The 20,571-nt window shown below is 52.8% G+C and carries 16 protein-coding genes and 1 pseudogene; 7 read left to right on the top strand and 10 right to left on the bottom strand.

Annotation, left to right across the window (positions count from 1 at the left end):
- Positions 1–3: 3 nt before the first annotated feature.
- The 4 genes from HKD31_RS12340 to HKD31_RS12325 are packed head-to-tail and all read left to right on the top strand — an operon-like array spanning position 4 to position 5,411.
- Positions 4–1,326 carry a dihydroorotase gene (locus tag HKD31_RS12340; RefSeq protein ID WP_338085575.1) on the top strand — a complete coding sequence of 441 codons (1,323 nt, stop codon included), beginning with the start codon at positions 4–6 and terminating at the stop codon, positions 1,324–1,326.
- Entirely contained in the window at positions 1,323–2,576 is a 1,254-nt protein-coding gene (locus HKD31_RS12335; protein WP_194265265.1) for a Zn-dependent hydrolase, read from the top strand. Before HKD31_RS12340 ends, HKD31_RS12335 begins: the two co-directional genes overlap by 4 nt.
- A gap of 54 nt (positions 2,577–2,630) precedes the next feature.
- The gene (locus tag HKD31_RS12330) at positions 2,631–3,743 is read left to right on the top strand and encodes a DUF917 domain-containing protein (RefSeq protein ID WP_194265266.1); all 1,113 of its coding nucleotides are present in this window, start codon (positions 2,631–2,633) and stop codon (positions 3,741–3,743) included.
- Positions 3,744–3,746: 3 nt separating this feature from the next.
- On the top strand, positions 3,747–5,411 hold the full coding sequence (locus HKD31_RS12325) for a urocanate hydratase (protein ID WP_194265267.1): 1,665 nt from the start codon (positions 3,747–3,749) through the stop codon (positions 5,409–5,411).
- Positions 5,412–6,446: 1,035 nt separating this feature from the next.
- On the opposite strand, the gene HKD31_RS12320 is transcribed toward HKD31_RS12325, so the two are convergent.
- The 6 genes from HKD31_RS12320 to HKD31_RS12295 form a co-directional block, all read right to left on the bottom strand.
- Entirely contained in the window at positions 6,447–7,220 is a 774-nt protein-coding gene (locus HKD31_RS12320) for an SDR family NAD(P)-dependent oxidoreductase (protein ID WP_157772957.1), read from the bottom strand.
- 38 nt (positions 7,221–7,258) lie between these two features.
- Entirely contained in the window at positions 7,259–8,527 is a 1,269-nt protein-coding gene (locus HKD31_RS12315) for a VCBS repeat-containing protein (RefSeq protein ID WP_194265268.1), read from the bottom strand.
- A gap of 56 nt (positions 8,528–8,583) precedes the next feature.
- Positions 8,584–9,207, bottom strand: a complete 624-nt coding sequence (locus HKD31_RS16365) for a glutathione S-transferase family protein (protein WP_086897444.1) — start codon at positions 9,205–9,207, stop codon at positions 8,584–8,586.
- 554 nt (positions 9,208–9,761) lie between these two features.
- Entirely contained in the window at positions 9,762–9,932 is a 171-nt protein-coding gene (locus HKD31_RS12305) for a hypothetical protein (RefSeq protein ID WP_194265269.1), read from the bottom strand.
- 534 nt (positions 9,933–10,466) lie between these two features.
- Positions 10,467–11,414, bottom strand: coding sequence for a TIGR03571 family LLM class oxidoreductase (locus HKD31_RS12300; protein WP_194265270.1), 948 nt, complete (start codon positions 11,412–11,414; stop codon positions 10,467–10,469).
- Between the two features lie 75 nt (positions 11,415–11,489).
- Complete coding sequence (locus tag HKD31_RS12295; RefSeq protein WP_202208598.1) at positions 11,490–12,680, bottom strand: MFS transporter; 1,191 nt, start codon at positions 12,678–12,680, stop codon at positions 11,490–11,492.
- A gap of 189 nt (positions 12,681–12,869) precedes the next feature.
- On the opposite strand from HKD31_RS12295, the gene HKD31_RS12290 reads away from it, so the two are divergent.
- Both HKD31_RS12290 and HKD31_RS16400 read left to right on the top strand, forming a co-directional pair.
- A complete protein-coding gene (locus tag HKD31_RS12290; RefSeq protein WP_086897447.1) occupies positions 12,870–13,793 on the top strand; it encodes a LysR family transcriptional regulator in 924 nt (307 codons plus the stop codon).
- A 188-nt stretch (positions 13,794–13,981) separates the two neighbouring features.
- Positions 13,982–14,638 (top strand): annotated as a pseudogene (locus HKD31_RS16400) (transposase); the annotation flags it as partial.
- A gap of 82 nt (positions 14,639–14,720) precedes the next feature.
- Here the strand turns inward: HKD31_RS16400 and HKD31_RS12280 are convergent.
- The 3 genes from HKD31_RS12280 to wecB form a co-directional block, all read right to left on the bottom strand.
- On the bottom strand, positions 14,721–15,038 hold the full coding sequence (locus tag HKD31_RS12280; RefSeq protein ID WP_086897449.1) for a putative quinol monooxygenase: 318 nt from the start codon (positions 15,036–15,038) through the stop codon (positions 14,721–14,723).
- A 601-nt stretch (positions 15,039–15,639) separates the two neighbouring features.
- Positions 15,640–16,344, bottom strand: a complete 705-nt coding sequence (locus tag HKD31_RS12275; RefSeq protein ID WP_194265271.1) for a hypothetical protein — start codon at positions 16,342–16,344, stop codon at positions 15,640–15,642.
- A 48-nt stretch (positions 16,345–16,392) separates the two neighbouring features.
- On the bottom strand, positions 16,393–17,541 hold the full coding sequence (wecB, locus tag HKD31_RS12270; RefSeq protein ID WP_089179464.1) for a non-hydrolyzing UDP-N-acetylglucosamine 2-epimerase: 1,149 nt from the start codon (positions 17,539–17,541) through the stop codon (positions 16,393–16,395).
- A 175-nt stretch (positions 17,542–17,716) separates the two neighbouring features.
- Here wecB and HKD31_RS16355 point away from each other — a divergent pair, with 175 nt between their 5' ends.
- Positions 17,717–18,469, top strand: coding sequence for a helix-turn-helix domain-containing protein (locus tag HKD31_RS16355; RefSeq protein WP_086898729.1), 753 nt, complete (start codon positions 17,717–17,719; stop codon positions 18,467–18,469).
- Positions 18,470–18,709: 240 nt separating this feature from the next.
- Here HKD31_RS16355 and HKD31_RS12260 read toward each other — a convergent pair whose 3' ends face one another.
- Positions 18,710–20,446, bottom strand: coding sequence for a relaxase/mobilization nuclease domain-containing protein (locus tag HKD31_RS12260; protein ID WP_194265298.1), 1,737 nt, complete (start codon positions 20,444–20,446; stop codon positions 18,710–18,712).
- Positions 20,447–20,571: the final 125 nt, after the last annotated feature.

Genomic DNA, 20,571 nt, shown 5'->3' with positions numbered 1-20,571 from the left:
GTCGTGACCCCTGCGGCCGTTCTGGACAATGGCTGGGTTGCCATTGACGGCGCCACAATCAGCCGTCTGGGCCAGGGGACGCCGCCTGCGGCCCGCGAAGTGCATGATCATGGAACAAGCCTCATCCTGCCGGGCGGGATCGATGCGCAGGTACATTCGCGCTCCCAGAAGGGGCAGGAAGACTTCATCTGGACCACCCGGGCCGCAGCGGCGGGGGGCATTACGACGATCGCCGACATGCCCTATGACGAGGGCTTTCTTGTGTGCACAGCCGACCGGCTGAAGCAGAAGGCCATCGAAGCGGAGGAGCAGGCCCGTGTGGATTTCGCCCTCTGGGGCACGATCGCACCGGGTGACAGCCTGCACCATATCGGCGAGATGGCGGCGGCCGGAGCCTGCGGGTTCAAGTTCTCGACATTCGGAACCGATCCCAAGCGCTTTCCGCGGATACCGGCTGACCTTCTGGCACGCTGTTTTGAGGCCGTGCGTGAGACCGGGCTGATTGCAGGCGTCCATAATGAGGACGACGAAATGGTCCGGGCACGGCTGGCGCAGGTGACGGAAGCAGGCATCACGGACTGGCGCGCACATGGGCTGTCCCGGCCCCCGCTGACCGAAACACTCGCAATGGCGCAGATCTACGAAACAGCGGCGGGCACGGGATGCGCGGCACATGTGGTGCACTGCTCCGTCGCGCGGGGCTATGCGTTATGTGCGTCCTACCGCCAGCAGGGGTTCGAGACGACGGCCGAGGCCTGTATCCATTATCTGGTACTGGACGAAGAGCATGACGTGGCCCGGCTGGGCGGCCGCGCCAAGATCAATCCGCCCGTCCGTCCGCGTGCAGAAGTGGAAGGGCTATGGCATCATCTTGCCGCGGGGAACGTAACGGTCGTCTCCACCGACCATGTGTCATGGAGCCTGACCCGGAAATCTGATCCGGACATGCTGAAAAACGCTTCAGGCGCGCCCTCCCTCGAAGTCATCTATCCCCTGTTCCTGACGGAACTGGGACGGCGAAACCTGCCCTGGACACATGCCGCACGCCTGCTGGCTGAAAATCCGGCGCGGCTGTTCCGCCTGACCGCACGCAAGGGTGGACTTGCCGCAGGACGCGATGCGGACATCACGATCGCCCGGCACGAGGAATGGGTTTATGATCCGAAGGCCAGTGGCCATGCGTTCGAGGACTGGAGCCCGTACGAAGGTCGGACCCTGGACTGGCGCATTTCCGAAACATGGCTCCGTGGCGAGCGCATTTTCGCAAATGGCGAGGTTCTGTCGAAACCGGGGCACGGGCACTTCGTGAAGCCGGAGCAGCCATGAACGCCGCAGACTTCGTCCAGCCGGATCGCCTCTGGGCCGATCTCATGACGCTCGCGGAAATCACCGATCCGGGACGGCCGCATACCCGTCGCTCCTTTTCCGACCGGTTCCTCGACGGACGACGCTGGCTGGAACAGCGCTTCACCGAGGCCGGGCTCACCTGCCATCTGGACGATGCAGGCAACCTGATCGGGCGGCGTACCGGGTCTGCTGCCGGGCTCGGGACCGTCATGAGCGGATCACATTCCGACACCGTTCCGGATGGCGGGCGGTTCGATGGCATTCTGGGCGTACTCTGCGCGCTTGAAGCCGCCCGCGCCTTGCGGGATGCGGGTCTGGTTCTGCGGCATGATCTCGAAATCGTCGATTTCCTCGCCGAGGAGCCAAGTGATTTCGGCCTGTCCTGTATTGGCAGCCGGGGCATGGCGGGAGCGTTAAACACGGAACAGCGCGCCCTCGTCGCCCCGTGGGGAGAGACGCTGGCGCAGGCCATAATGCGGATGGGGGGGCGTCCGGACCAGTTGGACACGCCGCGCCGGACCGACCTTCGGGCCTTCCTCGAAGTTCATATCGAACAGGGTATCGTCCTGGAACAGGACAGGCTGCCGATCGGAGCCGTCACGGCCATTGCCGGCGTCACGCGTATCGAAATCCTTTTTGGCGGACGGGCGGACCATGCTGGCACGACACCGATGGACCGCCGGCAGGATGCCGCCGTGGCAGCGGCGTCTGTCATCACATTCGTCAGCCGGAGAGCAGGTGAACTGGCACAGTCCGGTCAGGGACATGTGACGGCCACATGCGGGATCGTCGAGATCTCGCCCAATGCCTCCAATGTCGTACCACGCTCGGCACGGATCGTGGTCGATATCCGGGTTTCGGAACGTGCCGTGGTCGAGGCTTTTCTGGAAGAACTTGAAGCCGCCTGCCACACGGCTGCCTCGGACGCTCATGTCCGGCTGGAGCGTTTCACCCGCCTGTCGGACACGAAGCCGGTCGCCTGTGATGCGGGCCTCGTTCGCATGATCGGGCAGGCTGCCGACCGGCTCGGGCTGAAACACCGCCTGATGGTGTCCGGCGCAGGACATGATGCCGCCTTCGTGGCCCGGCTGTGTCCGGCAGCCATGGTGTTCGTGCCGTGCCGTGACGGGCGCAGTCATGACCCGGAGGAGTGGTGCACACCGCAGGACGCCGCCAACGGTGCGCGCGTTCTGACGCAGGCTCTTCAGGACGTGGATCGGGATTTTTGAATGATGCGGTCTCCCTCGCGCAGGTGAGACGCAGGAAGACGGGAATGAAGCACTATGGGCAGAATACTGGTTGAAAAAGACGTGGAAGCCGCGATCCGTGGTGGATCGGTCTTCGCCTGTGGCGGCGGCGGCTGGGTCGAGCACGGGCACATACTGGGAACGGCAGCGGTCAATGCCGGACAGCCGGAACTCGTCTCCGCAGAAGAGATTGAGGATGACGCGATCATCGCCACCGCCGCCGCGATCGGAGCACCAGCAAGCACGACCGAATGGCAGATGCTGGGCGTCGATTACGTCAACGCCGTAAAGCTCGTGCAGAAGGAGCTGGGCCGGCCGATCTATGGTCTCATGATCGGGCAGAACGGCAAGTCCAGCACGCTCAACGCCTGGCTGCCTGGCGCTATTCTGGGGACAAAGGTCGTTGATGCTGTCGGCGACATGCGTGCCCATCCTACCGGTGACATGGGCTCCATCGGGATGGCCAACTCACCGGAAACGATGATCCAGGCCGTTGTCGGCGGCAACAGGTCCCGCAACGCTTATATCGAGATGGTTGCGAAGGGGGCGACTGCCCGCATTTCGCCCATCCTGCGAACCGCCTCCGACATGTCAGGCGGCTTCATCGCATCCTGCCGCAATCCGCTTCCTGCGTCTTACGTCAAGCGCCACGCGGCATGGGGCGGCATTTCCCGCGCGCTCGCGTTGGGAGAAGCCATTCTCGCAGCATCCGGCAAAAGCGGAAGTGCTGTAGTCGACGCCATCCTGAAAACGCTCGACGGAACCATTCTCGCGCAGGGTAAGGTTAGCCGGAAATCGGTCACCTACACGCCGGAAGCGTTCGACGTTGGCACTATCACGGTCGGACAGGGAGCCTCTGCCGTGACCCTGCACGTCATGAACGAATACATGGCTGTGGAAGATGCGGACGGTCAGCGTCTGGCATCCTTTCCCGACATCATCACGACCCTCGCACCGGATGGCTATCCTCTGAGCGTTGGCGAGATCGAGGACGGCATGGAAATCCTCGTCCTGCATGTAGAAAAATCAAAATTTCCGCTTTCCTCAAGCGTTGTGGACCCGGCCGTCTACCCACCCGTCGAACGTGCGCTGGGCATCAATCTGAGCAGCTATGCGCTCGCCCCCTCTTCCACTGGCAAGGACTCCTGAGACATGACCAACCGAAGTTTCGACGTCACGTCCGGCAACACACTGCGCTGTCGGGGATGGCGGCAGGAAGGGCTTCTCCGTCTTCTGGAAAACGTTCTGTCCGTCGGTGAAGATCCTGACAATCTTGTTGTCTATGCCGCTCTGGGCAAGGCCGCGCGGGACTGGCCGTCACATGATGCCATCGTGCAGACGCTGAAAACCATGCGCGATGACGAAACACTCATCGTCCAGTCCGGAAAGCCCATCGGCGTGGTGCGCACGCATGACCGTGCGCCGGTCGTGGTCATGGCCAACTGCAACATGATCGGGCAATGGGCCAAAGCGGAAGAATTCTACCAGCTGGAAAAGAAGGGCCTGATCTGCTGGGGCGGCCTGACGGCTGGCGACTGGCAGTATATCGGCTCCCAGGGCGTCATTCAGGGAACTTACGAGATCTTCCGTTGCATCGGTGAACGTCACTTCAGTTCGGACTTGTCCGGCAAGCTGATCCTGACCTCCGGCCTTGGCGGCATGGGCGGCGCACAGCCTCTCGCCGGGCGTCTGGCAGGCGCCGTAATCCTGTGCGTAGAAATGGACAGCACACGCATCAACAAACGCATGGAAGCCGGTTACCTTCAGCACCGGGCCGAAACGCTCGATGAAGCCCTGAGACTGGTTGTGGAAGCTCAGCGCAAGGGTGACGGCTGTTCGATCGGTCTGCTCGGCAACTCAGCAGACATCCTGCCCGAGATCCACGCCCGTGGCATCGTTCCCGACATCGTCACGGACCAGACATCCGCACATGATCTGGTTTATGGCTATATTCCTGCCGGCCTGTCCATCGAAGACGTTCAGGCGCTGCGGGAAAACGAACCCGAAAAACTCGCCGGGCTTTCGCTGACGTCCATCGCCCGTCATGTGCAGGCCATGCTGGATTTCCAGTCTGCAGGATCGATCGTCTTCGACAACGGCAACCTGATCCGCACCCAGGCAAAAAAGGCAGGGATCGAGAATGCGTTCGACATTCCGATCTTTACGGAAGCCTATCTGCGGCCTCTGTTTGCACGCGCAATCGGACCGTTCCGCTGGATTGCGCTGTCGAACGATGAGAACGACATCCGCAGGATCGACGATTATCTGCTGGAAACATTCGCGGATAATCCGTCCGTCGTGAACTGGATCACACTGGCCCGGGCGCATGTGCCTTTCGAAGGGCTTCCGGCGCGTATTGCCTGGCTCGGTCATGATGCCCGCACACAGGTTGGCCTTGCCGTAAACAGGATGGTCCGTGATGGCGTGCTGGCCGGCCCGGTCGCCTTCACGCGCGATCATCTGGACGCTGGCGCGATGGCCCATCCGAACATCATGACGGAGAACATGAAGGACGGATCAGACGCCATTGCAGACTGGCCGCTGCTGAATGCCATGCTGGCCTGTTCCTCCCAAGCCGATCTGGTCGCCATCCATTCCGGGGGCGGCGGATATGCCGGGTACATGACCAGCGCAGGTATTACGATCGTCGCAGACGGCTCCAGCGAGGCAGACGAGCGGCTGCGGATCGCCCTGACAAACGACACCAGTTTAGGCGTAATGCGCTATGCCGATGCTGGTTATGAAGACGCTTACGATGAGGCAAAGGATCGTGGCATTCGCTGGTTAAACCTGAAGGAACGCAGAACCGTTGATTGAAACCGTAATATCCTGATTGAGGCTCTGGCGGCATTGAATTGTTAGCTATGACAGGGCATGGCTTGAGATGCAGCTTTTTCCTATGGATCTTCGAGACAAAGCCCAACTTGCCTGTAAAGGATTCAGCGGCTTTTGAGCGATATACCGTGTCCGCGCTGCCAATGTACGCACTTCCTGTAGATTTTCTTATTCCAATAGGACCTTCACGAGTGCCCATTCTCTTCAGCCCGATTACGCCAGAGCACGCCCGTATCTGGAGCGGCTGGTTACGGGTGTAGGGCCCCCCGCTTTGAACCTGCGGGTGCCAAGGTATTGAAATGATGGGGGATTTGATAGGCGCCTGGTGTTTAGCAACAAAATAAACCCGCCTCTAAGGGGCGGGTTTATCGTGTCCGATCAAGGACTTATTCAGATGGTTGCGGGGGCATGCAACCAATGTAGCCTGCGTCTTGTGAGCGGGTTCGTTGAACGTATCGCAGCATAGCTAAACGACTGAAAAAGGAGAAGCTTTTTCCCGCGTTCCCTTATAGCCCGTGGGTGTGCTGAATGTGGCTGCACATGCGCGTGCCCTTCTGTCGCCGGAGCACGACGACAATCAACGCCAGTCTGGCCCGTCACGGGATATTCATCATGGACGGGCGTGGCCGTCAAATGGATAACGTGCACGTTGAGCGCCTGTGGGTATTCTTGAACCACGAACCCGTCTACTTAGTTGGGCTCGAAACCGAATTGGCAATGCGGATGGGGTGGCAGAATGGGTTGCCATTATAATGCGCTAAGTCCACATCCCGCACTGGTCGGATGCGAGCCCCATCAGGCGCATCATATCGCGCCGGCACCGTCAATTGGGGAGGCGTCCCCCCCCCCCACACACAAGACAACAAATAGCAATCCGGTCAAAGAGGCGGCATCGCGACCGCTGGTTATCCTTAGAAAGTCAATAAAACTGTTGGAACGGACGGCACATCCTCTCTAAATAATATCTAGGATTTCTACTATAACCTGATTCGCTTGATTGAAATTTTCAGACGAACTCTAGAAGGCTGTCCTGACCAAGCCACCGTCAATGCGATAACCTGCTCCTGTGATGGCGGCAGCCCTATCGGAGACTAGGAACGCTATTAAGTCTGCAACCTCACGTGGCTGCACAAAACGGTCAATCAAACTAGTCGGCCTATATCTCCTTATGAATTCCCGCTCCATCTCGTTTTCGCTCATGGTTTCCCCCTTGAAGACCGATTTTACAAAATCGCTGACCCCTTGGGTCCACGTTGGACCTGGCAACACACTATTCACCGTCACTCCAGTACCAGCCGCCACTTGGGCATAACCCCGTGCACTTGCGACCTGCGCAGCCTTTACGGCACCGTAATGGATCATTTCTGTAGGAATTTGCAAGGCCGACTCACTACTTACAAATACAACTCTACCATCTCCACGTTCTATCATCTGCGGCAGATAGTGCTTAGTAAGGCGAACTGCACTCAAAAGATCTACTTGAAACATTTCAAGCCAGTCACTATCGGTGAGATCGAGCGCCGATTTTGATTTGAACATTCCAGCGTTGTTGATGAGCACATCAACGCGCGGGACGGAAGCAGAGACCAGGGGAACACTGTCTTGACTTCCAACATCGGCAACGCAGCTCGATATTTCCCCGTAGGCTTCTAAAGCCAGGACTGCTGCCTGAAGTTTAACAGGATCGCGCCCATTGACCACGACGTGAAACCCATCGAGTAAAAGTGCTCTAGCAGTTTCAAATCCAATACCTTGCGAACCGCCAGTTATTAATGCGATTTTTTTGCTCATGCTCCCAACTCCCATTCCATTGATTTAGGGTGAAAATGCTACAGTCCTTCCTTCTGGAAGTAATGCATAACTATTTGCGAGTTATTCGCCTCAAAATAGTTTTTTACGGAATATCCGATGGTAGCGAAGTCTACTACACCAGCTCCCTCGCGAGGTATCAGCTTGATTCTCGCGACAGACGCATCGGAAACTTTCCACTTTAAATACATACCTTTTACTGGATCAATGATCTTGTAGTAATAAACTCCCTGCCATGGTTCTGGCCCGCGGAGACCTACTAGAAACTCATCATCCCCGTCGTTATCAAAATCGGCTGCCACAACGCAGTGGCCTGGGCCTTCTCCCAACTCGTTCGGGTCACCGTAAACGTCAAGAATATCGCGGGACCACTGGGATCCCAGATTGCTACATCCTTGAGTCGCGTAATAAATACACACGGTATTTCCGTGGAATGGCTCCAATGACAGCACGATGTCGTGACCAGTACTTCCCAGATGCCCAATGGCCGCGTCGCCGCTGCCTTTGAATCCCGTTCGCTCGAGTTGGCTGCCTTCGCCACTTCCGACCGTTTGCCACGCCCATTTTTCTTCGTTGATGTCGTAGAAAAAAATGCGTACGCCTTCGTCAGAACAAATCAATAAGGCATCGGCGCTTCCCGTCGGGTTACCGCCGCGAATAAGTTCCACACCGTGAACGAAACGGAAATCACCATTATTTATAATTTTACTAGGCCATTTCTCGCGAGAATTTCCATCGCTCGGAGAGCTGAACAAGACTATGGGCAATACGGCATGTGTACCATTGAGCCCTACTATCGGAAACCCAATGATCTCCATATGACCAGATGTAGTAAAATTTCCAACACGGAATCGGTGCAGCGCCGGAATTTGTCCGATTAGATGATGCTGCCACGGCACATCAGGGGACGGACCCGGTTCAAGCCATGCGAGTTTCCCGCCGTCGCCAGAAGGATCTCGGAACGTACCAGTGCACCCGTACAAATCATAGCAAATTATTGGATTCAGCCGCCCAGTTCCGTCCAATGGCGCGAGATCCATGGCCACAGGCATCGTGAGCGAGTTGGTCAAAAGTTTTCTTCGCCAGCCGCCGACAAAAGGAGCTCCAAACCACGTATCGCGAGAGTATAGAAATATCTCACCCATGGTCGGACCATAACCGATGATTTCGTTACGGCCTTTGGCCGAAATACCGCCCCAGTCAACCCAATATCCGTCCCGAAGAAACTCGTCGACCACCTCCTGCTCGAATTTTGGCGCGACTATGGTGGCTGATATATTCTCTTTCATTGATTATTTTCCTTCGCTCTACACTCGGTTTCCCATTTTTTGACTTCGTTATAGGATCACGAGGGACAGTAAGTTGCCTGTATGACAGAAGGCCGTTCGAGGTTTAGTCTCATTCGGGCGCGCCATGTAGGATATCTCTCCATCGAGATCGCTAATCCTGTGCCCCAATTAAAATAGGGTATGAGGTAAGCATCAATAATTGTTAATTGATCAGTCCACCAATCGAAACTCGCAACAAATCGCTCGATTTCCAGGAACTGATCAGGTAGTAGTCTGATCGCATATTTACTGATTTCCTTCCTGATATTCTCGTCAAATGCTAAGTGCTCGGGTCTGAATATGGCGCCGATTGTTCTATGCACACTGGTGCTGAGCCATGACAGAAATTCTACTGTTCGTAACTCCACTTCTCCCTTAGGAGGAAATATATCGTGGCGTTTTTTTGCTAACGACCGAATAAAGAGAACAATTGCTCCGAGTTCCGTGAGTATAAAATCATCTCTAGTAATTACGGGAACCAACCCTTTGGGATTGATGCCTAGAAAATCTGGGGTACGGTAATTTCGAAAAGAGTCGGCTGTTCTATCGACGTAAACAACTTCAAAGGGCACTCCTAATTCGGACAATAATACATGAACCGTAGCCGAAATTGTATTTGGGTCTGTATATAGAGTTAACATGGAAAACTCTCCTTTTACATTCCGGACTAAACCCGAAGAAAATGATGCGACAAAATCCGACCATGCTCAGCCGCAACCTGATTTTTTTCCATAATATTGAATTTCGGTAGGGGCATTTGCTGCTTCGGCGTGGATCAACGCTACAAATGTTGCTCTCTGTCACTCTAAATTCGGTGTCTGGGGTCTGACGCGATATCACTGTAATTTACGAGCGCTCGATGATTTGCTTTCCGTAATCGTTCCTCATTTTATTAGTAAAGCGAATTATATTATAATAGAATAGCAAGGTCCGTGAGCATGAATACGCGAAAATTGATCCAATATTACTTAATAACCCAGCGCGCCACTTGAGGGCATGGCCTAACCTGCTTCGACCTATGTTTTTTTTCGATGGTAGAATAGCTTCAACGCACTGGCACCCATGCATGATTACGACCTCGTTACATCTCGCCAACTTTATGAAATTCATAGTGTACGACCATAGACGCCGAGAACCGAGACAACGGGCGGGGAACTTCATCTCAGCCGCCCCAAACACTGGTGCTAGCCACCAACTAACTCCGCATGGTGTCACGCCCCCTTGTTTGTTGATGATGCGCGAGGGCCTCGCCTGTCATGCCGCAAGTCAGGCCGACCAGTGTGACATGTCCGATTTCTTTCATGGACGCAGGCAACTGGTTGACATCCGCCAGACCGAGAAGCTGTGTTGCCACAGGGTAGGCCATATTAACATTGCTCTCGCGCAAGCTGTCAGCGATCGTCCAGCGTATCAAAGTTTGATTACCGAGGACAACGCGATCGCGGGCGCAGGACTGGCAGCCCCGGTGGGCACGACAGACAAGATGCCGAGAACCATCTTCATGGTCGTCATACGACAGTCCCTTGTCTAGACAATGCGATGATCCAGAAAGGGCAGCCTCCGCGGATTACTTCATCAAAATAGTGGCCCGCCTTGCGAGCGAAGGCGTTGAAAGTTTGCCAACTCTTGCGGGATGCATGGCTGTGCCGAATGGGCTGGCGCAAGGAACATCAATTTCACCTTGCACCATCAGCAATAAAAGGGAAGTCGCTTTTTTTGTGCTATGGCGTCACCGACATGCACAGTCATGCATCTCAAAACTTTTGAGCCGGTATTACCAACAGCTCACCTTATAAGTTTTTGATTTTAAAAACATACAATATAATCTACTTACTATAGACGAGATATTTTTAATAGATAATAATTTTACGCAGTAATAATCGTTAATATCTCAATCTTGTTATTCCGAAACATCAATGTGGAATTTTGGTATTACATACTGGGATAATTCGTATATAACCTCGTCAGGTGGACGCTGACTAGGCCGGAGCAATATAGCAACATGTGATAATTTCACTTCATTCATAATTTTTAAATAATCCATTAATGTATTTCGCCCCATGCGTCCACCGAATCGAAATGGCTGCAGCGGGCAATCAGGATCTCTATCTAGATCCAAGTGAAGTGCCGTTATTACCCCACGAGTACTTCGACCAATAAGTTGACGTTCGTGCTCCCAGTCTGAAACTTTTTTTGCCAAGTGCTCAATAGGCCCAGGATATACGAACCATGCGTCAGCATGGCGCGCAATCCAAGATGTACTTTGCTGGGCTCCCCCTATCACTACCCTCGGAATTAACGGCTGGATAGACCGAGGTAAAATAACGGCGCCCTGTTCCATTGACTCCATGTCGCCTGAACGCCACAATTTTTCAAGCGCGACGAATGACCGACGATATATCGCCCCGCGTTCATCGTAATTGACGGCATAGAGAGGATATTCGAGTTTTCGATCTCCGGAAGCAAGGCCCAAAACGATCCTCCCTCCTGACAAAACGTCTGCGGACGCCGCTGCTTTCGCCACATCAATCGCACTTCGCAATGGTAGCACCACCCCGGCAGTCCCAATTACAATTCGCGAGGTGATCGCGGAGAGGTAGCCGTAGTTAACGAAGGGATCAAAGATGCTTCCCGCGTCTCCGAAATGAATAGGATCAAACACCGGAACATCTCTCTGCCACACGGCTGCAAAATTTCCTTCTTCGGCCAATTTCACGAGATACCCTTGTCGGCTTATATCAGCGACACCTCGAGCCTCCGTAGGGGAACTCCTGGCCCAGTCATTGTCGATCGGAAGCTCGATGCCGATAGTAAGGCAGTTCCTGCAAAGTTTATCTAACGCATTCATATTGGTAATCCTGGAAAAGTGGGCCTAACGACAGAGAGAAAAAACCGTGCCGACCGCGTATTCTTCGACCGCACCTCATTGAGCGGCATAGCCATCACGAAATTTTTTTTTCTTATCTAAGGCGTAACTCAAGACCGCCAAAACAAAGGCACACACGACAACCGCAGCAGCGGCAACGGGTGTCGTTCCCACGCCACCACCAGAACTGACGATCTTCGCCCCAACGAACGAACTGAAAGCGATGCCAAAATTCGCCGCCGATATGTTGAGCGCTGAAGCTACATCTACTCCATTTGGCCGAAAGGTCTTCGCGAGATCGACAATATATAAATGCAGTCCAGGCACATTTGCGAATGAAAAAACTCCGACAAATGCGATATTTAATAGCAACAAATATGGATGCAGATCGGTTATATACAGGAGCGACAATAAAACCCCTTGAATTAGAAATAATGGAATTAAGATTTTTATCGGCGTGCGGTTGGAAAGATATCCTCCGACCATGTTCCCTATGATTACCGACACCCCGTACAATGACAATATCGGCCCCACAGTCCACGTAGGCATGTGCGCAACCTCAGTGATAATTTCCGAGAGAAACGTAATAGCAACGAATGTACCTCCATACCCAAAGAAATTCATAGCGAACCCAACAAGCAGCCTACCGCTACTGAGAACGGATAACTGCTCATGAATGCTCACATCTTCATCTGTGCGAACACCACCGGGAAGCCATCTTGCCATGCAGGCAACCGAAACCGCGCCGAGGAGCGTTACAAGCACAAACGTAGCTCTCCAGCCGGCACGTTGCGCAATGATTGTTCCTAACGGGACGCCTAGTGCTATGGCTATAGTAAGCCCCGAGAAAACCGTTGCTATGGCAGAGGCACGTTTGTTTGGTGGAACTAAATTTGCAGCGAACGTTGCCGCTGTGGCAAAAAAGACACCGTGCGCTGCTGAGGTTGCAATACGAATAACCAATAACGCCTCGAAGTTGCCCACCAGTGGTGCGAGCGCGTTCCCTGCGGTGAATAACGTCATCAAGCCCAACATCAGCTTCCGGCGATCCACTTTCTGACAAAAAGCGGTTAACACTGGGGCACTAATCCCAACGCCAAATGCGTATAAACTCACCAGAAGCGATGCAAGTGAGAGAGATACCTGGAGGGATTGTGAAATGACCGGTATCACTCCCACCAATACGAATTCACTGGTTCCGATCGCGAACGACGCCAGTGCCATTGCCAATAGTGCAAACTTCATCATTCTTCTCCGAGAGTATCTAAGAGACCGCAAAGGCAGTACTGGCTACTTCGACCTTTTGAAGGTATTAATGGACGTACTGGTTCGTCCTTTGCGATAGGTTGCGTATGTCATGCTACATCGACTGAGTTCCGTTGACTCGTGCCGCGTCGGCATAATTAAAGTGAATTGAGAGCAACACCGGAGTAATCCATGACTCAAGATATCGCGGAAATGCGTGTTTTCGTTGCAATAGTTGAAAATCTCAGTTTGTCCGAGGCTGCTAGGAAGCTTGGGCTTACGCCCTCTGCTGTCAGCAAGTCATTATCCAGGCTTGAGGCAAGACTAGGAGCTACTCTAGTCCATACATCTCCGAGAAAAATTTGGATAACAGAAATCGGGGCTTATTATTATGAGGAGTCCAAGAATATTCTAGATGACCTATGCGAACTCGACAAGAAAATACGAGGATATTCTTCTAGTTCTCCCGGGCAGACGATTAAGATCACGTCGAGCATACCTTTTGGACGTCTTTTACTATCACCGCTGCTCGCAGAATTTTGCAGAATTCATCAGCACGTTAATCTTGATATTTATCTAGATGACACTGTCGTAGATCTCGTAGAGGCTCAAGTCGATTTGGCAGTACGGGTGGGACCACTCCGCGATTCCACGTTAATTGCTCAACGGCTGCTAGATAGCCCTTACATTGTTGTCGCTTCGCCCGATTACTTACATAGGGAGGGATTCCCCGAGAAACCGACCGATCTTAATAACCATGATTGCATCGCTTATAATTTCAAAAGAAAAACGATGAGTTGGCCATTTCAAGTCGAGAAAAAAATATATCGCTTCATACCGACATCGCCTCGTCTTCGTGTGAACAATGGTGATTCTGCTCGGCAATTTGCATTGATGGGCGTAGGGATTACGCGGCTAGCCCGTTTTCACGTTGATGATGAAATAAGAGAAGGAAAACTTGTCGAATTGCTTTCCGAATTCAGAACAGAAATGGCTGAACAGGTAAATGTAGTGTATCACGGAAAACATAGACACAATCGTAACATTAAGTTATTAATAACATTCCTGAAGAATTCTCTTAATGAATCATCGCGGCACAAACAAAACACTCTCTAAATTATGAAATAATTCAAAACAATACTGAACTTCCTCTACCTCTATCCTTATCTCTTGCGACGTAATATCAGGTCTCGGAGCCTTTTTGGGGAAGCCACGGATGAACGTTTCTGCTGAGCATGAGGCTTCCCATGGCGATGTGGATCATGGCCTCTGCGACATCAATCCGCTATTCGTCGTCCTTCACGAGGAGAGGCCGGCGGACCCACGACTTCGACAACAGGATCATCTCGATGTAAGCACACGGGATGAACGCGGGCGAGATCCACGGCCATCTACTTGCAATCTATGGCCTGGAAGCGTCGCCGGGCCCAATCAGCGTCATCACCGACGCCGTGCTGGAGATGTGACGGGACGGCAGAACCAGTCGCTGGAGACAGTCTACCCAGTCGTGTTCTTCGATGCATTCCGGGTGAAGACCCGAGACGAGAGCGTGGTGCGCAACAAGGCGGTGCCCATTGCACTGGGCGTACCCGTCGACGGTACCAAGCAAGTCATCGACCTGTGGATCGAGCAGAACGAACGCGACAAATTCTGACTCCGTGTCATGAAAGAACTACACCATCGCGACCATGAGGATATCTTCGTCCTCATCGACGGGCTAAAAGGCTTCCTCGATGCCATCCGTACCGCCTTCTCCGAAACCCTAGAGCAGATCCCGTTCAGATGGAATCATCTGAACGGGTGAAGATGCTCGCAAAAACAAACAACCGGAACGTTTTTCGCGAACCGTTTTGAGCGGAAAACGCTCTAGTGCAGACTGTATCGTTCATCTGCTGCGCCATTCGCTGGATTTCATCGCCTCGAAAGACCGGAAGTCTGCGCCTATGGCATTGAAGGACATTCTATATCCACAAAATCTGTTTGGACCGGACATGATTTTAGTAATTGCGACCATGTCCGGTCTCGCATACGAAGATTTTATGCTTACGTATTATAAATATTCATACTGATATCAGGCTGAAAATATTCCACTCTCATCTCTTCAGCAAGGACTTCGTCTTTCGATGCCCTAAACGCCAGAAAATGAGGCGATTTTGTATGTCGGTCGAGGTCCGCTTGAGTCGCCCAATGTTCATAAAACATCCATGTAGCGGGGTTATCTGTGGAACGGTGCAGATCATATGTGATGCACCCGTCCTCAGCAAGAGTTGGTTTGATACCCGAACGAAGACGCTTCCCCAGCTCTTCCTCTTGTCCAGGCTTCGCGGTAAGTTGTGCTACCACCGTTACTATTCTCGTCATTTATGTTGTCCTTCTTGGAAAGAACTTCCAGGAACTATTGTTCTGGAAGATGTTGGGTTGTCCCTGGTGAGCACCTCTCATAGAACACCATCTATTCATGGAGAGAACGTGATTTCTTAATAATTTCCATAATGTGGAAAAAGACGGGAGCAGCGATAAAAACTCTCTGAATGGCACAAATACGTTGGTTTCTTGATACTACACGAAATACCAAAGCTACTTTCCGGTTACGATTTTCGTCTTAATCCCTTTAAACTATAAAAATCATGTAGGGAGATGTACTAAACTACTGAATTTAACGGCACAAGGATCAGAAAAACTAACGACTAAATTTGGAGAATATCTCTTACATTTGCATCTCATTGACAATTGCCAAAAAACTAGGTTTCAGTCGGGAAATATAGCACGGAAAGTGATCAATTTATTTTTTTATACATATTTTATTGAGGGGGCCATATGATATAAACCGCCATTAATTCGGCATTTGTAATGAGATAATCTTGGTTTAAATAATATTATACGCATAATTTCGCAAAATCAGGTATGTTGTTTCCGTAACGAGTCTAGTTATCAGATAATAATTCGCAACAAATTATTTTTTTTAAATCAGAAAGTATTCCAGTGCCATCCAAACACAATCTGTTTCAGCAAAATACTGATGAAAAGGGTATGAAAACTCTCCTTCGGCGATCTCTGAGCAGAATGGTTCAGAAGTTGTTGTGCCTGGTGCCAGTATATCTTGCTCGATAATTGAATTATATTTCTGGGAACGAAATTTTTGCATAATTCCGACTCCGTATAATTGAGTGTGTATTTCTAAGAAATCATGTTTGTCGTGAATTCCACAATGGCTTCCGGCAGACGCGAACCAAAAATTTGCATAAACAGTAAATAGGCGCGGACCAAGGTTTCCCTTTTGAGGCATTGTTATTATATCGAGATCAATTGGAATCGTTCCGATTTTTATTCGCGGCGACTTCCAAAGCTCGCCATAACCGTTTGTGGCGGGATCAAGTTTAAATTCTTTCCATCCTAACTGCTTAACGCAGCTCATTTTTTTTGGGATCACATCTAAATCTACTAATAACAAGTTGTTTCCTGTTAATCGGCTCCCGCGTTGGTAGTGGCGGGAAGAGAATGGCCTAAGCGCACTTGGAGGAGACCCTTCTGCGTAAGCCGTCTCTTCGCCTATATTAACGACAATCATTTGGTGATTCATGAGGAGTTCTTGCGCGCGCGCAGCGAATGACAACTTGATACCGTGGTCAGCAGAGATCTCTAACTGGTCATTTACCGTTCGAGACATTGTATATTCCCTTCATATTTGTCGAGAGATATTGCTAAATGTTGGGCTCTATATAATGCTCCATTGATACGCGATATGGTCCGCTGGCAGTTTCCCAAAATATTTTGCAATCGCAGCAACACACCGTGCCGAGGCGTTGCCGTCCCCATAGGGCTGTCCCAGATGAACGCGATCTCCTTGATTGTGTATCTCTACCAGCGCATCAGTGGCATTGTTCAAAATACTTTTCAGATCACGGCCAGTTAATTTCGCTACCCCCGTTGAGACGGCTTCAGGACGTTCGGTTACTGTCCTCAGGACCAGAGTTCGTATTCCAAGGGTAGGTCCCTCTTCTTCAGCGCCGCTACTATCCGAGATAATAAGGGAAGAATTATTGAGAAGATCTACGTATTCTGGATAGGAAAGCGGTTCAATGAGGAACACGTTTTCTAATCCTGAAAGCGCCGGAACAAAAGCCTCGCGAACGATGGGGTTTTTGTGGAGAGGAACAACTAAACTGACGTCGTTTAGCCTTGCAATTTCCCGTAGCGCGCTGGCGACTTCTGCCAAGTCATGCCAACCCTCGCGTCGGTGTGCGGAGGCTATTATTATTGGCTTTTGACGCGATACTATAAATTCGATTTGTTCCGAGCGCGGTGTTCTATTATTACTGATAAAATTCTGTAGTGCATCAACTACCGTATTTCCTGTCACAAATATAGCATCGCTGTGAATGCCCTCTCTTAGCAAGTTTGCTCTGGCGCCCTCCGTGGGAGCTAAATGTAGATTAGCTATTTGCCCGACTAATTTACGATTAGCCTCCTCGGGAAATGGAGATCCTGCATGGTGACTGCGAAGTCCAGCTTCGACATGGATCAGTGGTATCCTATTTTGAAATGCGTATATGGCGCCAGCAAGCGTGGATGCTGTGTCACCGTGAACTATAACTGCGTCAAGTTCTCCAGGTACTACAGTCGCGTCGAGACCTTCGAGAGCTCTCTGAGTAACCTGGGTGAGACTCTGTCCTGCTCGCATTATTCCGAGATTAATTTGGGGAATTATACCGAACGCCTCAAACGTCTCATCCGCCATCTCACGATGCTGCCCCGTCGCTATAATTCGAGGACAGAAATTTTTGTCTTCCTGCAGCGCCGCGTAAAGCGGTGCGCATTTTACGATTTCAGGCCGTGTTCCGATAATGAAAGCTATGTTGATCATTGGTCTCTCCGTTCTGCTTGATTACCTAGGTGCTCATCCAGGAACAGAACTGTGCCGACCAATACGGCACAAACCCACCCTACTCTGAAGAACGGAAGAATGTCAATTTTTATTGCGTACGGACCGGTATGGATATATTAAACGTAACCTCTCGCTTGAATGCTGAGGTTTTGATATGGCGATTATCCAATCGGTGAGTCGAGCTCTCGCAATCCTTGAATCACTCGCGACCCAAGATCAGGGCTTCAAACTCAGTGAACTTGCTGGCGCTCTGGAACTCGAAGTATCAACTTGTCATAATCTGCTAAAAACCTTAGTGACTCGCGGATATGTCATTCGAGATGGCGTTACACGGAATTATAAAATTGCAGGCAAGTTTGGCCAGCCTACTTCTTTAGGCATTCACGATCTTAATCTCCTAGAGGACATCGCATGTATAGCTCGGGATTACTCTCGAACACCGGGTTTTAACACATATATAGCCCTCCCGGAGCTACACTTAGTGCGCTATGCGAATTCCTTTGTCGACGGCCATAACGATCCGCGTAACACTGCGTTCTATAGTGAAAGTATAGGCATACATTCTGCGTCAGCCATATTATTTTTGGCTCACATACGGGTTATGAGATGTCATGCAGATCTACGAGGTCTTTTGTCGACACCGGCTGTGCAAGCACGCTTGGCTTCAGCTGAGGCGAAGGGTTACGCGTTGGATTTGGGATACTCCGTCGCAGATGTCCACGGGGTCGCATCACCCGTATGGCAGCACGGAGAAGTTGTCGCAGCTGTAGGTTTATACGGGTCTCGCCGTCTGTTAGACAGGAAGAAGCTAGAACAACATGGTTGGATTCTAATGCGGAGACTGCAAGAAATTGTGGGGAATAATATAAGATTACCGTCACGTCGGGACGGCGAGGTCGGTGATTAGTGATATTTGTACATGTAATTCTGCGGGAAGCAGCAGGCATTAACTAGCTAGATTTCAGCATCTGCGGAATAAGCGAAATTTATGGAATGAATTGCGCTGTTGTCAACGGGCGGCATGAGCCGGTGAATGGCTTAAAAGCAAGTCAGCAATGTTCTTTTTTGTCCCACGAAAATTTTTGTCATCCACGCTCTAGAGGTAGAAGGTCAGCTTAGATGCGCAAGTGACTTAATGTCGCAGGCTTTACATCCCGATCGCTATTATTCGCTTTTTTGAAAATTCCCACGCGATTGCCCCACTTCCCCGCGTTGTTCCGGAGACCGCCTTTCCGATTTGCTTGTCAATCGCTGGCGTCCATGGAACTAACTGAAACCCCAGTCCGTTGTCGATCATCGCGTATCGTCCCGACGCTAGAGTGATGCGCTGACGATAAACACCAGCCACGTTGTCACCCGGCGCAACGGGATCGAACGGCCTTCCTTCCTGCCGCGCGAGTTTCTCCCCGGCAGCCCTCAGCTCGCGCTCTCGAAGCGTGGACAGCAAACCCCGCTCGAACCTGACACGTTCCCCGTCCCGCTGCGCGAGCCCTTCCCGCACGAGATGATCCGCACGTCGACGCATCGCGTCCCGCACCTCCGCCCCGAAGCCGCCACCCAGTTCTGGCGGTTCGTTGGCCAAGGCCTGTCTGTCCAGCCATGTGGCCCCCTGCGCCTCTACCTGCTGCTCCAGCGTGAAGTCCGACCGCACCGCCAGCGCGATCCGACTTCGCCCTTTCGCGTCCTCGAACCGGCGCAGTTCGAGGATCGCTCCCATCGGTGCGTCGGTGGTCGCTTCCAGGCTGGGAAGATGCACATGATGGGTTCGTCCGTCGATCCCGTCTACTACCGCAAAGGCCGTGCCCTTCAACTCGTCATCAAGCCCGCGCCCGACCAGTCTGCCGAGGACAGGATGCTCCGCTTCGTCGCTCGCCAGCACCCACGACGCTTGCGGTCGTTCCACACCCTGTTCGGCAAGGCCACGATGAATCCGTTTGATGATGTCGTTGCGTTGCCCCATTTCACGCAATGTCGCCTCGGCGTGCTCCTCCAGCGCCCAGCGGCCCAGTTCGATCTGCCGCGCCAGCCCCAGTCCTTCCAGGCGCCGGAGACGGCCGACCTTGAGCACCTCGAACGTGTCGGGCCGCCGATCCGGTGAGGGGCGCATATCAATGAGTCCATGTTCACCCGCATCGCGCTGAAGCTGCCGATCGAGTTGCGTCCAGCGGTCGGCCTCGACCTGGCGCTCAACGGCGCGCCGAATCTCCACATCGTTGCGCAGACCGAGTTCGCGGGTCACGAGTTCCTGCGCACGACCCCGCATGCCTTCCCGGATGTAATCGCGCGCGATCACCAGGTCCTCGCCGTCTTGGGCCTTGCCCCGCACGATGACATGAATGTGGGGATGCTCAGTGTTCCAGTGATCGACGGCCACCCAGTCGAGCTTCGTGCCAAGATCGTGCTCAGCCTGCGTCATCAGGTCGCGCGTGAAGCGCTTCAGATCCTGCATCTCCACGGCATCATCCGGGGAAACGATGAAGCGGAAATGATGACGATCATCGGCGCACCGCTCGGCGAAAGCTTTGGGATCGACCTCGTCCTGCTCGGGGCCGAACAGCTTCGCCTTCTCGCCATCCTGTGTCACACCCTCGCGCCGCAGATACCGGAGATGCGGAGTCAGTGGTGCTGCGCGCGGTCCATGCTTCACAACGCGCGCCTTGATCACCACCCCGCGTGAGCGACTGGTGAGGAAACGGTTGGCATGCGCGCTCGCCACACGGCCGCGCCCGAAGGTCGAGCGACCACCACCGCCCTGCCTCCCTCGTCCCATGCCCCCCGCCCGCTGAGTGGCCGCCAGCGCCTGGGCAATGAAGGGCCGTGCCCGCTGGGTGCCGGGCGAGCGGATGCGACCCGGTCGAACCCGGAAATCGTCGTCTTTTGTCATGGAAATCCCCGCGAGGTGCGCAAAATGGCCGGAAACCGCCAGAAACGGGGAGAAGCAGGCTTCAGAGCGGCCCGCACCTCGCAGAGGGGGCCAGAAATCCGCAGAAATTCGCCACAAAACCACCC

Origin of the sequence: Gluconobacter potus (assembly GCF_015244705.1) — a bacterium.
GTDB lineage: Bacteria > Pseudomonadota > Alphaproteobacteria > Acetobacterales > Acetobacteraceae > Gluconobacter > Gluconobacter potus.
Note: the sequence above shows the minus strand (reverse complement) of the source record. Positions and strands in the feature narration are given on the sequence as shown.